This window comes from Leadbetterella byssophila DSM 17132 (genome assembly GCF_000166395.1).
Taxonomy (GTDB): Bacteria; Bacteroidota; Bacteroidia; order Cytophagales; family Spirosomataceae; genus Leadbetterella; species Leadbetterella byssophila.
This window is the reverse complement of the sequence record NC_014655.1, coordinates 237,304-257,024: the sequence shown is the minus strand read 5'-3', so window position 1 is coordinate 257,024 and position 19,721 is coordinate 237,304. Positions and strand designations below refer to the sequence as shown.

The following is a 19,721-nucleotide window of genomic DNA, read 5'->3' as shown; positions in this document are numbered from 1 at the left end:
AATAAACTTCCTGCCTAGGCTGGAAAACATACACACACTCCATGGAAGCATTTGGATACCTGGCCGCCATTGCCATAGGAATTACCTTGGGAATGATTGGAGGAGGAGGCTCTATACTCACTATTCCTCTTCTTGTATATGTATTTGGGATTGACCCCATCTTGGCTACCCTTTATTCCCTATTTATAGTAGGCTCAACCAGTTGGGTAGGTGGAATCCCTAAATACACGCAAGGATTGGTGAACCTCCGTACGGCCTTATTATTCGGTATTCCATCCATCATATCCGTTTTACTTACACGTGCATTTATAGCTCCGGCTATACCGAATACCATATTGAGAATTGGGAATTTCCAATTGGAAAAATCCGTATTCCTCATGCTACTTTTCGCATCTCTGATGATAGGTGCATCCTTATCTATGATTAAGGATAAAAGAATCCGCAGGAACATGATGCGATCTAAATCAGCTGAGGTTAAGACTACCCGAATCATGCTGGAAGGAGTAATGGTGGGTATTTTGACCGGCCTTGTAGGTGCGGGTGGAGGCTTTTTGATCATCCCAGCCCTGATCCTATTCGGCAAATTACCCATGAAGATTGCAGTGGGAACTTCCCTCATTATCATTGCAGCAAATTCTTCTATAGGATTCTTGAGTGGCCTAAGTCATCATGCGGAAGAAATAGACTGGAAATTCCTCTTGACATTAACTGCATTAGCCATTATAGGTATCTTCTTGGGACATAGAATTTCAAAAAAATGGGATGGAGAGCGACTGAAAAAAAACTTTGGGCGCTTGATTTTGGTTTTAGGTATAACGATCCTGGTTTTGGAGGGAATTAAAATAATTAAAATGTGATGAAAGTAGAACAGATTTATACGGGTTGTTTAGCTCAAGGAGCATATTATATCTGCTCAGAGGGCGAAGCGGCCATCATTGATCCATTACGCGAAGTTGGCCCCTACCTCCAACGTGCAGAAAAGGATCAATCTACCATTAAATATGTTTTTGAAACTCATTTTCATGCCGATTTTGTCAGTGGACACCTGGACCTTTCGAAGAAAACGGGAGCGCCAATCGTTTACGGTCCCACTGCAAAACCTAATTTCCCTGCCAAAATAGCTGAAGATGGAGAGATCTTCACCATAGGAAAGATAAAGATCCAAGCCATACATACACCGGGACACACCTTAGAGAGCACATGCTATCTACTCATCGATGAGGAAGATAAGCCAAAAGCACTCTTTACCGGTGACACCCTATTTATAGGTGACGTGGGCAGACCTGACCTGGCACAAAAGGTAGTGGAGGATCTGACTCAAGATAAATTAGCCGGCATGCTCTATGATTCTTTGAGAAACAAAATCATGCCTTTACCGGATGACATCATCATATATCCGGCTCATGGTGCCGGTTCTGCCTGTGGAAAAAACATGAGTAAAGAAACTTCTGACACTCTAGGCCATCAAAAACAGACCAACTACGCATTAAGGGATATCACTAAGGAGCAGTTTATCAAAGAAGTTACAGATGGACTCCTGCCTCCGCCTATCTATTTCCCTGAGAACGTAAAAATGAACATCAGTGGATACGAAAGCTTAGATACGGTGATGGAGAGAGGCTTACAAGCCCTGGATGCTGAAGGTTTTGAAACCGCTGCAAATGCTACTGGAGCACTCATCTTAGACACCAGAAGTCCTCAAGAATTTGCGAAAGGATTTATTCCAAATTCCATCAATATTGGAATAGATGGAAGCTTTGCACCTTGGGTAGGTGCACTTATTCCGGATATCCGACAAGAAATTCTACTAGTGACCGAACCAGGCAGAGAACAAGAAGTCATCACGCGTCTGGCTCGCGTGGGTTATGATAAAACTATCGGCTATCTGAAAGGAGGTATTGAAAGTTGGAAAGGCAAAGAAATGGACCATATCACCTCTATCAGCCCTCAAGACTTTGTAGATAATCACTTTCCGGTAGAAAATATTTTGGATGTTAGAAAACCTACAGAATTCCAAACAGGACATCTAGAGACCGCAAAGAATGTTCCTTTGGATTTCATCAATGAAAACCTATCTGAACTGGACAAGGATCAGACTTATTATATCCATTGCGCAGGAGGTTACAGGTCCATGATCTTCGCATCCATATTAAAATCCAGAGGCTTTGAAAATGTAGTAGATATACAAGGAGGCTACAAAGCTTTAGTAGAAACCGGAACGCCTACTACCGTATGAGCAATAAGTGGAAAAAATTAGATTCTCAAACTGTATACGAGAATCCATGGATAGAAGTGCAGCACCATGAAGTAATAAATCCTTCAGGAGGGAAAGGCATCTATGGACAAGTCAATTTTAAGAATCTGGCCATAGGAATAGTACCTTTGGATAAAGAGGGTAATACCTACTTAGTAGGACAACATAGATTTCCTATAGATGAATACAGTTGGGAAATTCCTGAAGGTGGATGCCCACATGACGAAGACATTCTTGATTGTGCTAAAAGGGAACTTCTAGAGGAGACAGGACTTCGTGCTGAAAAATGGACACAAATCTCCAAGATACATACGTCTAACTCGGTCTGTAATGAAACGGGATTCATCTTTCTGGCCGAAGAATTAACCCAAGGCGAAGCGGAACCTGAGGAGACAGAAGATCTCGTGGTTAGAAAAGTTTCTTTAGAAGAGGCTTTCCAAATGGTTATGAAGGATGAAATCACGGATTCCCTTTCTATAGCAGGAATATTGAAAACCAGATTATTAAGGAAATATTGACCATTTAATAAATTTATTTAGGAATCTAAAAAATAGGCCAAATTAAGGGACTATATTCGCGGCGGAATCACTTGGGTATCAATACATTTACCCCTTATAACCATAACGCTAATGAAAACCTTAAAAAAAACTGGCCTATATGTACTAGGCATATTTTCTTTATTATTAATCCTAGCCATAATAGTTCTTTTCACCTTATTCCCTAAGGTTGACACTGCACCTGAATTAACAGTAGAACGTACTCCTGAAAGAATAGAAAGGGGTAGATATATCGCAAATGCAGTTGCCGTTTGTATGGATTGTCATTCCCAAAGGGACTGGAGCAGTTACTCAGGCCCCATGGTGCCCGGAACGCTGGGTATGGGAGGTGAAAGATTTTCGAGAGAAATGGGTTTCCCTGGTGTTTTTTACTCCAAAAACATCACTCCCGCTGCTTTGTCCGGCTGGACAGACGGTGAGATCTATAGAACCATTACCAGTGGAGTTGACAGAGAAGGAAAAGCACTTTTCCCTGTAATGCCTTTTCACTCGTATAACCAGCTGCATGATGAGGATATCTTTTCCATCATAGCTTATATCAGAAGTTTAGATCCTATAGAGAATGAAATTCCGGAAAGAACGGTAGATTTCCCTGTCAACTTATTGGTTCGTACCTTCCCTAACAAACGCAATCAAGTGGACCAAATACCGGACAAGGCAGATAAGGTAGCTTACGGTAGATATGTTACCACTATGGCCGGCTGTATCGATTGCCACACCCCTGTCAAAAAGGGGAACATAATTCTTGAAGAAATTTTTTCTGGAGGTAGGGCATTTGAAATGCCTGGGGGCACTTTAGTGTCTTCAAACCTTACCCCACATAATACAGGTATTGCTAATTGGACAGAGGCTCAGTTCATCAGCACCTTCAAACAGTATCAGGATTCCACTTACGTTTCTCCAAAATTAGGTGCCACAGATATGAATACCCTCATGCCGTGGATGATGTACAGTACCATGAAGGAAGAGGACTTAAGAGCTATTTTTGCTTACCTAAAATCCCTTCCTCCTATTGAGAGAACCGTTCAAAAGTTCGTTCCAAAGAACTAAATGATATCTTCAAGACCTTTGATCTCAGCCAGTGCTTTGTAGTGGGTGAGGTCAAAGTGGCATGGGAATACAGAGACATAATTATTCTCTAGGGCCCACACATCAGTATCTTCAGCCTTAGGTTCTGAATTTACGTAATGTCCCCCCATCCAGAAGTAAGGTCTTCCGCTTGGATCTACTCTGGAATCAAATTCTTCGTGCCAATATCCACGCGTTTGTCTGCCCACTTTCACACCCTTGATAGGGCCAGCACTTGCTTTGGGAAAGTTGACATTCAATGCCGTATCAGCGGGTAATCCATTCTTCAAAACATGTGCAGCTATTTCGCGAACATATTTTCTAATATGTCCAAAGTCTGCATTGTAATCGAAATCATCCAGAGAGAACCCTATGGAAGGTATGCCCTCTATAGCCCCTTCTATAGCGGCAGACATGGTTCCTGAGTAGATGACAGAAATGGAAGAATTTGCTCCATGATTGATACCACTCACCAGCAAATCTATCTTTCTGTCTTTCAAAAATTCATGTTTGGCAAGTTTTACGCAGTCTGCTGGTGTCCCGGAACATTCGTAAGATTCAATGCTACCAAAAATGGGAGATTTTTTTATGTGAATAGTGGAAGCTACCGTAATGGCATGGCCCATTCCTGAGTTCGGACTGTCCGGCGCAACTACAAAAACTTCACCTAGTTCAGACATCTCTTCGATCAAGACTTTAATGCCTTTCGAAGTAATGCCGTCGTCATTCGTAACCAAAATCAATGGTTTCATGTTTAGCCCTTTGTTTTTTTACAAAGATAGAGAAAACGCTAAGCCTTCGAGTTAAGAAACTTTTATTATTTCTATCTTTGCAAAGCAATTTTTTTAACTCCATATCATGCACATAGCCATAACAGGCAACATTGGCGCAGGAAAAACTACCCTCGCCGAAAAACTGGCTTCCCATTACGGATGGGAAGTGTATTATGAAGCCGTAGACGGAAATCCTTATCTAGCACCCTTTTACGATGACATGCCCCTATGGTCGTTTCATCTTCAAATCTTCTTTTTGAATACCCGCTTCGAACAGGTACTTAAAATCAAGGAACGCTCTGACAAAACCATTATTCAGGACCGCACCATCTATGAGGACGCTTACATCTTCGCTCAGAATCTATATGAAAGCGGACACATGAATGAAACAGACTTCACCACCTACAAAAGTTTGTTTAACACCATAATGCGCGCCATCTCTCCACCTGATTTAATGATCTACCTAAAGGCAGATTTACCTAGACTGCAAAAAGGGATAAGAAAAAGAGGTAGAGAATACGAACAGAATATAGATCCGAACTACTTGTTGGGTCTGAATGAATTATACTCTAAGTTTGCCCAACAGTACCATCACGGGAAATTCCTTGAAATTGATGTAAATGATCTGGACTTCGTGGAAAATGAAGCTGACTTTAGGAAGATTACAGATCTTTTGGAAAAGAACATCAACATTGGTACCCAACTTAAGATTTAACTTTATTTATAAATCTTACTATCTATTAATTTAGTTATTTTGCCTGAACAATATCTATTTATCCTATGAGTTTTAAAAAACTGAATAATCTTGCTGGGTGGTTGGCCTTCCTCATCTCCCTGATTACATTTACCCTGACCGTAGAACCCACGGCCAGTTTCTGGGACTGTGGAGAGTTTATCGCTTGCGCCTATAAACTGCAAGTACCTCACCCTGCGGGAGCTCCTTTCTTCCTATTGATAGGTAGAATCTTCTCTCTATTTGCAGGCTCAAATCTGGAAAGTGTGGCCTTTATGGTGAACATGGTGTCTGTTTTAGCCAGTGCCTTTACCATTTTATTCCTTTTCTGGACCATATCTATGATTGCCAGAAAAGTAGTGGGCAAAGGAGACGAAGACTTAAGTAACCCTGAAAGCTTTCTCATTCTAGGTTCATCTATGGTGGGTGCCTTAGCCTACAACTTCTCCGAGTCCTTCTGGTTCTCCGCAGTTGAAGCAGAGGTGTACGGAATGTCATCTTTTTTCACTGCCATAGTAGTATGGGCAGCCTTTAAATGGGAAAGGATTGAAGATCCGGTTAAACAAAACCGTTGGCTAATCTTCTTGGCTTATCTGGTGGGCGTTTCCATTGGTGTACACTTATTGAACTTGGTAACCATTCCTGCATTAGCCTTATTGTATTATTTTAAAAAGGAAAACAAACCTACCATCACCGGAGGTTTCATCTCCTTTATGGTAGGTATGGTGGTTCTAGGAATTATCAATGTAGGTGTAATTACTGGTATTCCTAGCATATCTTTCTGGTTTGAATTATTGTTCGTCAATAGCTTCGGTTTGCCATTCGGATCTGGTATGGTGTTCTTTATCCTAGTACTAGTGACTGCATTGGTCTATGGCATTCGCTATACACATCAAAAAGGCAAGGCATTGCAAAATACCATATTGCTGTGTTTCGCCTTTGTTTTGATTGGTTTCTCCACCTATACCATAGCCTTGATCCGTTCCAACTTTAACCCACCGTTAAACGAGAACAATCCGTCTAATGTACTGAACTTTACTTCCTATCTAAAAAGGGAACAATACGGTTCCAGACCTTTGCTTTACGGCCCTATCTTCACGGCTCAATTAGCAGGTATAGAAAGAGGTACACCTAACTACATACAAGGTGAAAAGAAATACGAGATCTATGATTATAATCCTGAATATACCTGGGATAGTAAAGGAAAGATGCTTTTGCCTAGAATCTGGAGCCAGGATCCGGGACACATTTCACTTTACAGAGCGAAGTTAAACCTACCTGAAGGCCAAAACCCTACTTTCGCTGATAATATCCGATTCATGATTTCCCATCAGTTCGGACACATGTATTGGAGATATTTCATGTGGAACTTCTGGGGACGTACTTCAGACATTCAGGATACCGGATTTACTAATATCTTTGAATCTAAGAATGACCTTCCACCCTCTATAGCGAGTAACAAGGCTAGAACAAACTTCTTTGGTCTTCCGTTAATACTAGGTATTGCAGGATTCCTATTCCTGTATTTCAGAAGAGAAAAGGACGCCATAGTAACGTTCTTGATGTTCTTCCTAACGGGCCTAGCTTTGGTAGTGTACTTGAACTCCCCTCCTATTGAGCCTAGAGAAAGAGACTATATCTATGCAGGTTCCTTCTATTTCTTCACTATATGGATAGGATTAGGAGTAATGGCCATATATACCTATGTTCTGAAGTTCCTAAAGAATCGTATGGCCCAAGCTGGTATAGCCTCCGCATTAGGTCTGGTGGTACCTGTGATCATGGGTGCTTCGTCTTGGGAAGGCCATGACCGTACAGGACGCGTTCATCAGATAGACTTTGCCAGAAATATGTTGGCTACCTGTGAACCGAACGCCATCCTATTTACGGGTGGAGACAATGACACCTTCCCTCTGTGGTATGTGCAGGAAGTAGAAGGTTTCCGTACAGACGTTCGTGTTTGTAACCTAAGTCTTTTGGGTACCGACTGGTACATAGAGCAAATGAAACGTAAGACTTACGAATCAGAGGCTTTGCCTATTACTTTGAACTCAGAGAACTACTACAAAGGAATCAATGATCACATACCGTATGTGGCAAATCCAAATCCACAAATCAAAGCCGGTATAGATTTGCGTGAATACATCAACTTGATCCGTAAGAAAGATCAAGCTATTCAAAGAATGGTTTCTACCGGAGATATGATCAATATCTTGCCTTCTGCTAATTTCTTCTTCTCTCAAAATGCAGAAGAGATTGCTAAAATGCCATTTATTGGAGAAGAGCAAAAAGCCTTGATCACGGACAGATTCGAGTGGAGTTTCGGGGAAAGAGATATCTTGAAAAACGATTTGATCGTTTTGGATATCATTTCAAATAACAACTGGAAACGTCCTATCTATTTTGGAGGAACTCTTCCTCAAAACCAGTATTTGGGACTAAAAGAGTTTATGCAACTAGAAGGTTATGCTTACAGATTGATGCCTTTCAAAATAGAAGGTGCCAAAGATGGTTTTGTGAATTCAGATATCTTGAAGAAGAAGCTGATGACCCAAATGAAGTGGACGAACCTGAACAATACAGACGTTTATTACGATACTGAGTCATTCCGTGTTCCATTCATAACCGCTCGCTATGCTTTCCTTCGTTTAGCCGATGAACTACTGAGAGAAAACAAGAAAAAAGAAGCGGAAGAAGTATTGGACAAAAGTTTAGAAATAATGCCGGATGCTTCGGTACCGTATGACCAGTTGGTTACTAACTTCCCTATCTTCTACTACGAGATTGGAAGCAAAGAAAAAGGTACGAAATTGGCTGACGAGATTGTAAATAAAGCTGATAAAGAATTAGCCTACTTCGGACCTAAATTTGCGAAATCAGGTGATAAGCAATGGGGCGATGATAACATCAGACAATTTGTCCAATCCAATATGCGGACCATTCAGATGCTCTACCAGGCAGCAGAACAATACGACAAAGACGCTGCGGCACGATACCGTCAGATTTACGAAAAGCATTTGAGTAAATTACAATAATACAGAAGAAGGCCTCCGGGCCTTCTTTTGGTTTTAAATGTGCATTCGTCTATCTTTGAGAAATTTTTTCTGAATGCGGTTTTTAGTCAACATCTTCTTAAAGTATAGAGACGCCATGGCATTGGCCATCTTCCTCACGGGGGTACCGCTTATTTATTATTTAAGAGATGGCCTTGGGGTAGCGCCGGGAAACACCATGTTTTCCATTGGCTTAATCTTCTTTCCCTTTGCTTTAACCATACCTTTTAAGAATTTCAGGTTTTTCGATTTACCGAATAAAGTAACCTTTCCATATCTCACTTTCTTTCTGATCTATCTTTTTGCCTACTTTTTTCTTAAAGACAGGTATTATCTGACAGTCAGCTTTTATACAGAGATCCTAACCTATATTATCATTGTATTTGTGGCATTCTCCACCGTTTTTATGCGGAACGAGGCCATAAATCGCAGATTTATATATCTCTGCATACTCCTTTCTACTTTGAGCGCCATATCATTAATGTATTATGTAAGCCAAAACCCCTTGTATGTTATAGGTCAAAGGGCGGCTTTCGGTTATGGTGGAGAAGTAGGGGTAGGTAACCCGCACATCAACTCCAAAGTGGCTTACTTCGGTATTATCCTGGGCGTATTAAGTCTGAAATATTACCGTCAAATCAAATTGGGACTGATTTTCCCGGTAATACTGATCATATTAAACATTGCTATACTGTTCTTGACCCAAACCATGTTGGCCTTCCTGGCTACCTTTGGCTTTACCGTGATGTTTTTGGTCTTCAATCTTTCTTTCTCTAATGCCGTAAGTACCTTCCGCCTCTTCTTCACCAAGTGGTACATTGTGGTGCTAGTGTTAGCAGGTTTTATGACCTTAAGCTATCAAATCAATAAGAACGCCCGACTACTCAACCCGGCCTTCAATTATTTCAACACCCGTTTTGAAGGCATCAAAAAGTCTTTGACGGAAAGTTCAGAATCCAAAAAAATAAAGGTCAAAGAAACAGGTGATGACTCGGCCAATACTCGTATACAGCACGTAGAAGGTGTAATGGAGCGTCTAGAAAAGTCGTTTGATAAAGGAAACTATCACTATATTCTATTTGGACAGGGTTACAAATTCATGTATGTGGATATACCCCATTTGGAGATGATAGACTCCTTTGGATTGATTGGATTTACCATATTTACCATTTTGTTCCTCCGACTCATCCTGATGAGTGTTCGCGAAATGCGGGATCCGGAAAGCATTGGCACAGAATTCCTAGCCTATGCTATGATTTACTTTTTTATTGCGAACTTTACCTCGGGTCAAATGCTAGATTATACCCGTTTTGCCTCCTTCTATATATTTTGTAGATTCCTAAAGAAATAAATTGAAGACCTTAATTATTCATAACACCCTATGGGCGCATTATAAATCTGTACTCTTCGAGGAGATTGCCAAGCAATACCCTCCTGAGGGAGAATTTCATGTCTTACAGATAGCCAAAAGCGAAGTATCAAGGAAAGGCATGGAGGGTGAAGGCAAAACATATACCTATCCTTACACCCTGCTTTTTGATGGATTTATAGAAGAGGTACCAAAATGGAAGGAATTACAGAGAGTGTTCCAATTTATCCTTCAATATAAGCCAGACATTATCAATGTCACTGGTTATTCCTCTTCCTTCTCTACACTTCCTACCATCTTTTTTGCCAGACTGCTAGGTATCAAGGTAGTGATGTCCAATGAATCTACTCAAAAGGATAAAACCAGATCTTGGCTAAAGGAAAGCATCAAGAAATGGGCTGTACAGGCATGCAAAGGCTTTGTAGTTTTTGGAAAGACATCTGAAGATTATGTTTTAGATCTGGGGGCAAAACCGGAGCAAATCTTAGTTCATAAGGGAGCTGTTGTAGATAATAAGGTACTTAGTTCAGTTTATCACAAGGCCAAAGAAACAACGCTTTACCCTGAGATCACTACCCAAAAGAACTTTATCTACGTAGGGCGAATGGCAGAGGAAAAGAATGTAGAACTTCTGATCAAATGCTTCCAGAAATTAAATAAACAGGAATGGGGACTTATACTGGTGGGTAAAGGACCAAAGGACCAGGAAATCGACCAATTGATCGCTAAGTCGCCGGATAGAATCTACAAATATCCCCCAGTACACTGGATGGAGGTGCCGAAATTCTTTTCCAGATCTAGTTGCTTCGTACTACCTAGTACATCGGAACCTTGGGGCTTAGTAGTAAATGAGGCCATGGTATGTGGTTTGCCTGTTATCGTTACTGATGTCTGCGGTTGTAGTACGGACTTGGTGAATGGAAATGGAGTTGTGATTCCCTCGAATAGTGCATCAGCCTTGATCTCTGCCCTGAAAAAAATAATCTCCACCCCTGATCTAACAGAGATGGAGAATAAGTCATTAGAGATTATCAAAGATTTCTCCGTCCAAGAAGTAGCTAAACGCTATATTCAAGGCATTCAGAGCTTATAAAGAGCCTTGATCTTCTCGCATAGAACTTCGTTGATCTTGCGATACGATTCTATGGTCCAGCCGGCCACATGAGGAGAAAGAATCACCCTTGGATGAGCTCTTAGGTATTCAAATTCCTTTCTCCCCTTATCCGTCAAAGCGGTAATCTTTTCATTTTCCAACACGTCCAAACATGCACCTTTTACTTTTCCGTTTTCTAATGCCTGGATCAAAGCCTCCTGCACCATAATTTCGCCTCGGGCTACATTGCAGAAGTAGATTGGCTTTCTGAACTTCGAAAAAAAGTCGGAATCTGCCCACTTTCTGGTTTCCTCCGTCAAGGGCACATGAAAGGAAAAAACATCTGCCTCTGTGAAGATGGTTTCTAAATCTACCTCTTCGATCTCTGCGGAACCAAATCCCTTTTTATACTTATCGTAGGCCAATACCCGGCAACCAAAAGCTGCAAATCGTGCAGCTGCAGTAGATCCATTGTGCCCATAACCTATGATACCCACCGTTTTACCCATCAACTCTTCCCCTCGGTTCTTTTCTCTGAGCCATTGGTCGTTTCTGATTTCTTGAGGTGAGGTATTCAGCTTATTAAAAAGCATGAGGATCATACCCAATAAATGTTCAGCTACCGCCACTTTATTCGCTTCATTGGCCCCAAAAACTTCCACACCTCTCTCCTTACATGCTTCCAGATCTATCAGGTCCAAGCCTGCTCCGGCTCTGCCAATAAATTTCAAAGAAGTAGCTAAATCCAAGAAAGCCGAATCAATGAAAAACTTGCTACGAATCAATAAACCCTCGTATTGATGTATGACCTGTTCTGCATCCTTCTTTCCGAAAGTTGGCTGGTAACTCACTTCTGCTCCTAAGTTATGCAAAAGGGGCAGAAGGCATTCATGCATCTCATCTACAACTAAAATCTTCATTTCTTCCTGAGCAATGCCATGTAAAAACCATCAAAATCAGTTTCTGATGGCCATATCTGTTTATCTTTAATTAATTCAAAATCCCCATGGTTTTCTAAAAACCTTTTTACCTGTCCTTCGTTTTCAGAAGGCAATAAGGAACAGGTGGCATAGACCAATCTCCCACCCTTTCTAACCAAAGCACTATATTTCTGCAAAATCTCAGCCTGCACATCCCTAATACTATCAATATATGCTTCAGTCAATAATTCCTTCGCGTCAGGATTTCTTCTCAAAACTCCTAATCCGGAACAGGGTACATCCATCAGCACAGCATCAGCTTGTCCTCTATATTGATCTAAAATGTCATTGTTCCAAAGGGAAGTTTCCACCTGAGAAACCCGATTCCTTGCTGCTCGCTTTTCCAATTCTTCTAATTTACCTTCTTCCACATCGAGGGCTAGGATCTTAGCCTTATTCCTGGATAAATCCGCCAAATGCAAGGTCTTACCTCCTGCCCCGGCACAAGTATCTACAATAAACTCACCTGCTTGTGGATCCAAAAAATGAGCTATTTCCTGACTTCCCGCATCCTGGATCTCAAAGAAGCCCTTTTTATACTCTTCAAGTTGGTTTAACCCGGCCCTCTTCAAGACTTTTATGGCCGAAGGCACTGAGGCTACCGGCTCCACGGCTATATCTTTGCTTAGTAATACACTCACTAACTTATCTCGCGTAATCCACCTTTCATTTACACGCAGATAAACTGGTGCTTGCCCATGCATAGCTTCGGCTTCCTTCGCCCACCTGTCATCACCTAACTCCCTTTTAGCCCTTTGACTTAGTTCATCCGGCAATGAGAACCGAATCTCCAGAGGCATATCACTTCGGGCATTATCTTGTATAACTTCGGGATCTAAATATCGAAAAATCTCCTCTTCAGGATCATATAGTCCTTTGAGGATCAACCAGGCCCCAAGCATCTTGGAAGGGGTAGCGTCTCCTCCAAGTAAAAATTGGATAAAGCGCTTATTTCGAACTACCTCATAGGTGTTCTCGGCAACAAAGTTACGGTCTCTGCTCCCCCATTTGGGCTGAGCTTTTAGTAAGGCCGGCAATACGTGGTCTACTTTTTTGGTTTCAGCCGATTGTAAGGCTTCCAGGATACCTCTAACCAAAGGTTTGTGTAATCTAATCTTCTTCAAAATGGAAATGGGCTTTATAGCCCTAAAAAATACATTGGCAATTTAAGCAAATAACGGTTTTTTATCTTGGTAAAACCCACTAATTTTGTAAATACCGTTCACCGAACAAAGCGAATGTATGATCTCGAAAAAAGCTAAGTACGCCCTAAAAGCATTGACGCGTCTAACGCTCAATTATGAAACCAGAAAACCTTTACTGATTAGTGAAATTTCAGAAACAGAAAACATACCTAAAAAGTTTCTAGAAGCCATCTTACTGGAATTACGGAATAACGGTATACTTCAAAGCCAAAAAGGAAAGGGAGGAGGATATCTATTGAAATTACCTCCGGCTGAAGTAAAAATTGCGAGAATCATTAGGGTAATAGATGGACCTATAGCTCCCCTACTTTGTGTGTCCTTACATTTTTACGACAAATGTGAAGACTGCTCAAGCGAAGAAGCCTGCAAAATCAGACCTTTAATGCAGCAAATTCGTGACGCCAATTTAACCGTGTATGAAAACACCACACTTCAAGATTTAACGTATAATGTTTAAAAGTATTTATCCTTATAGCGGGGAGGTAGTTGCAGAATATGAAGAAGATGCTGCTCCGCTTCAAAAAGTAGAAAAAGCTCATCAGGTTTTTTCTACCTGGAAAAACAAGTCCTTAGCAGAAAGGCAGCAACTTATAGTAAGATTTGCGGAAGTACTGGAATATCGAAAATTAGAATACGCTAAGATCATCAGCTTAGAGATGGGAAAGCTCTACAATGAGGCCCTAGCTGAAGTGGAAAAGTGCGCTATTACCACCAGATATTATGCGGAGCATGCACCGGAATATATCCAGCCTCTGGTAATGCAATCCTCATTCCCCAGAGCGTATACCTCCTTCGAACCCATGGGAACCATTCTGGCTATTATGCCTTGGAACTTCCCTTTCTGGCAGGCTTTAAGATGTGCCGTTCCAAATCTCTTATTAGGGAACACTGTGGTCTTAAAACATGCATCAAATGTCATGGGCTCTGCCCTAAAAATGCAAGAAGCTTTCCTTGAAGCCGGCTTCCCGGATGGAGCATTTCAAGCCTTGTTCCTGTCTTCTGACAAAGTGGAACAAATTATTGCAGATCCCAGAATAAAAGGGGTAACCCTGACAGGTAGCGGACCGGCGGGATCAAGCGTTGCTTCATTGGCAGGAAAATACCTAAAGAAAAGCGTCCTCGAACTAGGAGGTTCTGATCCTTTTGTGGTTTTAAAAGACGCTAATATTCAACTTGCTGCTGAAACCGCCGTAAAATCCAGATTTCAAAATGCTGGCCAAACCTGTATCGCAGCTAAGAGATGGATTGTGGAGGAGGACATATATGATGAATTCAAAGAACTCACTCTTAATCACGTATCTAAACTGAAATTGGGTGATCCATTTGATACTCAAACTACTTTGGCTCCTGTATCAAGAGAGGATCTAGCCATCAGTATAGAAAAAGAAACCAAAAAACTAATAGCAGATGGAGCGAAGGCCCTACTTCCTACAGAACGTCAAGGGTGTTTGCTTTCACCTACCATTCTGGAAATCACCCGATCTCACTCGGCATACTATAAAGAAGAATTATTCGGTCCAGTAGGCTTTTTACTAAAAGCTAAGAATACTACAGAAGCCATAGAAATAGCTAATGAGACTCCATTTGGCTTAGGGGCATCCCTATGGGCCCAAAACATGGAACAGGCAGCAGGTTTGATGCGACAAATTCAAGCCGGATCTGTGTACTTAAACAGTATGGTTAAATCTGAAGGAGCCTTACCATTTGGAGGAATTGGAGAAAGCGGATATGGAAGAGAATTAGGCAAATACGGAATCCAGGAATTTGCCAATGTTAAAACCTATGCAATTCAAATCTAAAACATATGCAAAACATTAGACCTACCTTTTTAACCATACTTTGTATCCTGACCTTCATAAATAGTGGATGGAATATCTTTCAGGGTATAGGGAATTATACGAGCTCTGAAGTCAATGCAGGTATCATACAAAACCAATTCGAAATGATCCAAGACCGAATTGCAGAACAAGAAGGCGCTGAATCCATGGAGAAGATCATAGATGCTTTCTTAAGCAGCTTAACGGCAGAAAACCTGCAAAATAATGGCTTAGCCACTGCTATCTCTAGCGTTCTAACCCTAGTAGGTGCAGTACTGATGTGGAGTTTAAGAAAGAGAGGATTTTACATTTACTTGATTGGAACCATAGCTGGAATACTAGCACCCATGCTCATTTTTGGAGGAATTGGAGGAACGTTTATGGCCATGGGCACTGCCTTCTTTGGTATCTTATTTGTCATTCTCTACGGATTAAATCTTAAACATATGAGCTAATAACGAGCAGGAGAATGGATTTTTTCGAGGAGCAGCTGCATTATAATTTTCACCTTAGCCCTACAAAAGGACAAAAAGAACTATTCAGGAAACTGAGCAAGTTCATGGAGGATGAAGACGAAAGAACCATTTTCCTGCTTAAAGGATATGCCGGTACAGGGAAAACCTCTGTACTGGAATCATTCATGAAAGCAGCTCCTACCCTAAACTACTCGGTTAACCTCCTAGCACCAACAGGTAGAGCAGCCAAAGTGATGCAACAGTACACCAAGAGATTTGCATCTACCATACATAGAAAAATCTACCGACAAAAAGACGTTTCCGGCTTACCCCAATTCAGTCTGGTCAAAAACAAAGAGAATCAAACCGTTTATCTCGTAGATGAAGCCTCCATGATTTCAGAATTAGGAGAGTTAGGAAGTAACGGTCTATTAAGAGATCTGATTTCTTATGTTTTTTCAGGAGAAAGAAACAAACTTATCCTGATTGGAGATGAGGCACAGTTGCCTCCCGTACATCTGGCTATAAGTCCGGCATTGGATAAACAACACCTGGAAGGATACTATCACGCTAAGGTATACTCCCACACCCTTACGGAAGTGATGCGACAAAACGCAGGCTCCGGAATCCTGGTCAATGCTACAGCACTTCGTGACCAACTTCCTCTCGAAGAAATAGAAGTCAAGTTCAATACCAAAGGATTCAAGGACTTTTACCGAATGCCGGCAGAAAAACTGGAAGACGGGCTACGATACTGCTACGACAAATATGGTCTCGAGAATACTATAGTATTAACTCAAAGCAATAAAAACGCTGTTCAATATAACCAATTCATTAGAAACAGAATTCTATATTACGAAGCGGAGGTGGACTATGGCGACACGCTAATGGTGGTAAAAAACAATTACCAAACCCTTCCTTCCGAGTCGCAAGCCGGATTCTTGGCTAACGGCGAGTTTGTAAAAGTAAAAAGAATAGGCAGTGAAGAGGAGATGCATGGATTCAGATTCCTGAACGTTACCCTTTCCTTAGTGGACTACCCCGATGATCCGGAGATTGACACCCTAATCCTCCTGGACACCCTGTTTTCTCCTTTACCTAACCTTTCTGGGGAAGACAGTAAGAAGCTTTATGAAAGCGTAGTAGAAGATTACGCCTGGGTGAAGACGGCGAAAGAAAGGAAGAAAATGATCCGAGAAGATAAGTACCTGAACGCCTTACAGGTGAAATTCGCCTATGCACTGACCTGTCATAAATCACAAGGTGGACAGTGGGATGCGGTGTTCATAGATCAATTCTATCTACGGGAAGAAACACAATCCCCGGAATTCCTTAGATGGCTATACACTGCAGTGACCAGAGGTATGAAAGAGGTATTTCTAGTGAATTTCCCAGACAAATTCTTTGTATAAGGCAGAACCTTCCTAAAATAATTTAACATAATCTCACCAAACTGTATTAACTTTGTGCTTCGATAAACAAATCGAAATCTTCTCGCATTAACATGCCAAAAAATCCAAGTATCAAGTCTGTTTTAATCATTGGTTCAGGCCCCATTGTAATCGGCCAAGCCTGTGAATTTGATTATTCTGGCTCTCAGGCCGCACGTTCTATTCGTCAGGAAGGAATAGAGGTAGCTTTGATTAACTCTAATCCGGCTACCATCATGACTGACCCAATGAACGCAGATTATGTGTATCTGAAACCATTGGAGAAGAAGTCCATCTCCGAAATCCTTAAAAAGCATGAGGAAATGGGCAAACCTATCACACATGTGCTTCCGACTATGGGTGGACAGACGGCCCTAAACCTAGCTATCGATTGTGATAAAGCAGGAATTTGGAAAAAACATAATATAGAAATCATTGGTGTAGACATAAAAGCTATTGAAACCACGGAAGACCGCGAGCTTTTCAGAAAGAAAATGCTTGAGTTAAAGGTGGGAGTATGTAAAGGTCGTACCGCGAAGTCTTTTTTAGAAGGTAAAGAGATAGCGCAGGAGACTGGCTTCCCTCTAGTAATTCGTCCTTCTTATACCTTAGGTGGTACAGGTGGTGGATTCGTAAACACCCCTGAAGAATTTGATGCAGCCTTAAATCACGGTTTACATGCCTCCCCCGTACATGAAGTATTGGTAGAACAATCCATCATGGGATGGAAAGAATACGAATTAGAATTACTACGTGACCATAACGGTAATATTGTTATCATCTGTACCATAGAGAACTTTGACCCTATGGGTGTACATACAGGAGATTCTATAACCGTAGCTCCTGCCATGACCCTTCCGGATACCATCTACCAAAAGATGCGTGATATGGCTATCCGCATGATGAACGGAATTGGTCAGTTCGCCGGTGGATGTAACGTACAGTTTGCCTTGAATCCGGAAACAGATGATATCATCGCTATCGAAATCAACCCTCGTGTTAGCCGCTCTTCTGCCTTAGCTTCTAAGGCTACAGGATACCCTATCGCGAAGATTGCAGCGAAGATGGCTATAGGTTACAACTTAGACGAGTTAATTAACCCTATCACCGGATCTACTTCAGCTTTCTTTGAACCAGCTATAGATTATGTAATCGTGAAGGTTCCTAGATGGAACTTCGATAAATTCCCGGGTTCTGACAGACGTCTTGGACTTCAAATGAAATCTGTGGGTGAAACCATGGGTATTGGTAGAAACTTCCAGGAAGCTCTGCAAAAAGCCTGTCAATCTCTTGAAATCAAGAGAAACGGTTTAGGAGCTGACGGTAGAGAAGAAAGAGATCAAGAGAAATTAAAACAAAGCTTGGCTAATCCATCTTGGGATAGATTATTCCATGTCTATGATGCATTCAAAGCTGGCTTGTCTTTCAATACCATTCAAAACCTGACTAAGATTGATAAATGGTTCTTACGTCAGATCGAAGAGATGGTTATTTTGGAAGGACAAGTCCAAAAATATAACCTAGACAGCATCCCTAGAGACCTTCTACTTTCTGCTAAGAAAATGGGTTACGCTGACCGTCAGTTGGCCCACTTGCTACGCTGCATGGAAAGTGAAGTGACTCTTAAAAGAAAAGAACTAGGGATCAAGAGGGCATTCAAATGCGTAGACACATGTTCTGCTGAATTTGAGGCGCACACTCCTTATTACTACTCTACCTTTAATCTTTCTGATGAGAATCCAGATAATGAATCTGTAGTTTCTGATAAGAAGAAGGTGATAGTTTTGGGTTCCGGCCCTAACCGTATAGGCCAGGGTATTGAATTTGACTACTCTTGTGTACACGGAGTATTAGCAGCGAAGGAGTCGGGTTATGAGACTATCATGATCAACTGTAACCCGGAAACGGTATCCACTGACCCGGATATTTCTGACAAACTTTACTTTGAACCTGTATTCTGGGAAAACGTATTTGATATCATCGAATATGAAAAACCTGACGGAGTAATTGTACAGTTGGGTGGACAAACCGCCCTTAAGATGGCTGAGAAACTTACTAAATACGGAGTTAAGATCATTGGTACCTCATATGAAGCCCTTGACTTAGCAGAAGACAGAGGTAGATTCTCTACAAAATTGCAAGAGCTAAACATTCCTTATCCTAAGTTTGACACGGTAAGAACAGCTGACAAAGCTTCAGAGGTGGCCAAAGAACTAGGATTCCCTCTTCTGGTTCGTCCTTCTTATGTATTAGGTGGACAGAGCATGAAGATCGTGATCAATGAGGAGGAATTGGAGCAACACGTAGTGAAAATCCTGAACGATATCCCGGATAACAATATCCTTCTGGATCACTTCTTAGAGAATGCCATTGAAGCTGAAGCAGATGCAATTTGCGATGGAGAAGATGCCTATATCATAGGAATCATGGAGCATATTGAACCTGCAGGTATACACTCCGGCGACTCCTATGCTGTCTTACCTCCATTTGACCTAAGCGAAAATGTACTTAGACAAATTGAAGAATATACGAAGAAAATCGCGATAGCATTAGATACTAAAGGTCTGATCAATATCCAGTTCGCCATTAAGGACGAGGTGGTGTATGTGATCGAAGCTAACCCAAGAGCATCCAGAACCGTACCTTTCATCTGTAAGGCTTATCAGGAACCTTATGTAAACTATGCAACTAAGGTAATGTTAGGAGCAAAGAAGGTGAAAGATTTCAACTTCAAACCGGTGAAAGAAGGGTATGCCATCAAGATCCCGGTATTCTCTTTCAATAAATTCCCGAATGTAAACAAGGAATTAGGGCCTGAAATGAAGAGTACGGGTGAAGGAATATACTTCATAGAAGATCTCACAGACGACTTCTTCTTGAAAGTATATGCGGAAAGAAACCTGTATCTATCAAGATAAGAAAAGCGGAGAGAAA

General features: G+C 41.4%; 16 protein-coding genes. 13 read left to right on the top strand and 3 right to left on the bottom strand.

Features of this window, described 5'->3' with window-relative positions:
* Nucleotides 1-41 precede the first annotated feature (41 nt).
* From LBYS_RS01165 to LBYS_RS01150, 4 genes are all read left to right on the top strand, one after another.
* Nucleotides 42-857 (top strand): sulfite exporter TauE/SafE family protein, encoded by an 816-nt coding sequence (locus LBYS_RS01165; RefSeq protein WP_013407086.1) that lies wholly within the window; start codon nucleotides 42-44, stop codon nucleotides 855-857.
* Nucleotides 857-2,236, top strand: a complete 1,380-nt coding sequence (locus tag LBYS_RS01160) for an MBL fold metallo-hydrolase (RefSeq protein WP_013407085.1) — start codon at nucleotides 857-859, stop codon at nucleotides 2,234-2,236. The genes LBYS_RS01165 and LBYS_RS01160 overlap by 1 nt, the downstream gene beginning before the upstream one ends.
* The gene (locus tag LBYS_RS01155; RefSeq protein WP_013407084.1) at nucleotides 2,233-2,772 is read left to right on the top strand and encodes an NUDIX domain-containing protein; all 540 of its coding nucleotides are present in this window, start codon (nucleotides 2,233-2,235) and stop codon (nucleotides 2,770-2,772) included. The genes LBYS_RS01160 and LBYS_RS01155 overlap by 4 nt, the downstream gene beginning before the upstream one ends.
* 111 nt (nucleotides 2,773-2,883) lie before the next feature.
* A complete protein-coding gene (locus LBYS_RS01150) occupies nucleotides 2,884-3,861 on the top strand; it encodes a c-type cytochrome (protein ID WP_013407083.1) in 978 nt (325 codons plus the stop codon).
* Here LBYS_RS01150 and surE read toward each other — a convergent pair.
* Nucleotides 3,858-4,631: a 5'/3'-nucleotidase SurE gene (gene surE / locus LBYS_RS01145; RefSeq protein ID WP_013407082.1), complete on the bottom strand. Its 774-nt coding sequence runs from the start codon at nucleotides 4,629-4,631 to the stop codon at nucleotides 3,858-3,860. The genes LBYS_RS01150 and surE overlap by 4 nt on opposite strands.
* 106 nt (nucleotides 4,632-4,737) lie before the next feature.
* Between surE and LBYS_RS01140 the strand changes: the two genes are divergently transcribed.
* The 4 genes from LBYS_RS01140 to LBYS_RS01125 all read left to right on the top strand — a co-directional run bounded on the left by LBYS_RS01140 (nucleotide 4,738) and on the right by LBYS_RS01125 (nucleotide 10,900).
* On the top strand, nucleotides 4,738-5,367 hold the full coding sequence (locus LBYS_RS01140) for a deoxynucleoside kinase (RefSeq protein ID WP_013407081.1): 630 nt from the start codon (nucleotides 4,738-4,740) through the stop codon (nucleotides 5,365-5,367).
* Nucleotides 5,368-5,432: 65 nt separating this feature from the next.
* On the top strand, nucleotides 5,433-8,420 hold the full coding sequence (locus LBYS_RS01135) for a glycosyltransferase family 117 protein (RefSeq protein WP_013407080.1): 2,988 nt from the start codon (nucleotides 5,433-5,435) through the stop codon (nucleotides 8,418-8,420).
* Nucleotides 8,421-8,493: 73 nt separating this feature from the next.
* The gene (locus LBYS_RS01130; protein ID WP_041823366.1) at nucleotides 8,494-9,789 is read left to right on the top strand and encodes a hypothetical protein; all 1,296 of its coding nucleotides are present in this window, start codon (nucleotides 8,494-8,496) and stop codon (nucleotides 9,787-9,789) included.
* 1 nt (nucleotide 9,790) lies between these two features.
* The gene (locus LBYS_RS01125; RefSeq protein ID WP_013407078.1) at nucleotides 9,791-10,900 is read left to right on the top strand and encodes a glycosyltransferase family 4 protein; all 1,110 of its coding nucleotides are present in this window, start codon (nucleotides 9,791-9,793) and stop codon (nucleotides 10,898-10,900) included.
* On the opposite strand, the gene LBYS_RS01120 is transcribed toward LBYS_RS01125, so the two are convergent.
* Together LBYS_RS01120 and LBYS_RS01115 are read right to left on the bottom strand one after the other, a co-directional pair.
* Nucleotides 10,888-11,820, bottom strand: coding sequence for a 2-hydroxyacid dehydrogenase (locus LBYS_RS01120; RefSeq protein ID WP_013407077.1), 933 nt, complete (start codon nucleotides 11,818-11,820; stop codon nucleotides 10,888-10,890). The two genes, LBYS_RS01125 and LBYS_RS01120, sit on opposite strands and share 13 nt — an antisense overlap.
* Nucleotides 11,817-13,004, bottom strand: coding sequence for an RsmB/NOP family class I SAM-dependent RNA methyltransferase (locus LBYS_RS01115; RefSeq protein ID WP_013407076.1), 1,188 nt, complete (start codon nucleotides 13,002-13,004; stop codon nucleotides 11,817-11,819). Before LBYS_RS01115 ends, LBYS_RS01120 begins: the two co-directional genes overlap by 4 nt.
* A gap of 118 nt (nucleotides 13,005-13,122) precedes the next feature.
* Here LBYS_RS01115 and LBYS_RS01110 point away from each other — a divergent pair, with 118 nt between their 5' ends.
* The 5 genes from LBYS_RS01110 (at nucleotide 13,123) to carB (ending at nucleotide 19,705) form a co-directional block, all read left to right on the top strand.
* On the top strand, nucleotides 13,123-13,542 hold the full coding sequence (locus tag LBYS_RS01110; protein WP_013407075.1) for an RrF2 family transcriptional regulator: 420 nt from the start codon (nucleotides 13,123-13,125) through the stop codon (nucleotides 13,540-13,542).
* Complete coding sequence (locus LBYS_RS01105; protein ID WP_013407074.1) at nucleotides 13,535-14,884, top strand: NAD-dependent succinate-semialdehyde dehydrogenase; 1,350 nt, start codon at nucleotides 13,535-13,537, stop codon at nucleotides 14,882-14,884. The genes LBYS_RS01110 and LBYS_RS01105 overlap by 8 nt, the downstream gene beginning before the upstream one ends.
* 5 nt (nucleotides 14,885-14,889) lie before the next feature.
* A complete protein-coding gene (locus LBYS_RS01100) occupies nucleotides 14,890-15,357 on the top strand; it encodes a hypothetical protein (RefSeq protein ID WP_013407073.1) in 468 nt (155 codons plus the stop codon).
* A gap of 14 nt (nucleotides 15,358-15,371) precedes the next feature.
* Nucleotides 15,372-16,769 carry an ATP-dependent DNA helicase gene (locus tag LBYS_RS01095; protein WP_013407072.1) on the top strand — a complete coding sequence of 466 codons (1,398 nt, stop codon included), beginning with the start codon at nucleotides 15,372-15,374 and terminating at the stop codon, nucleotides 16,767-16,769.
* A 92-nt stretch (nucleotides 16,770-16,861) separates the two neighbouring features.
* The gene (gene carB, locus LBYS_RS01090) at nucleotides 16,862-19,705 is read left to right on the top strand and encodes a carbamoyl-phosphate synthase large subunit (RefSeq protein ID WP_013407071.1); all 2,844 of its coding nucleotides are present in this window, start codon (nucleotides 16,862-16,864) and stop codon (nucleotides 19,703-19,705) included.
* The last annotated feature ends 16 nt before the right edge of the window (nucleotides 19,706-19,721 follow it).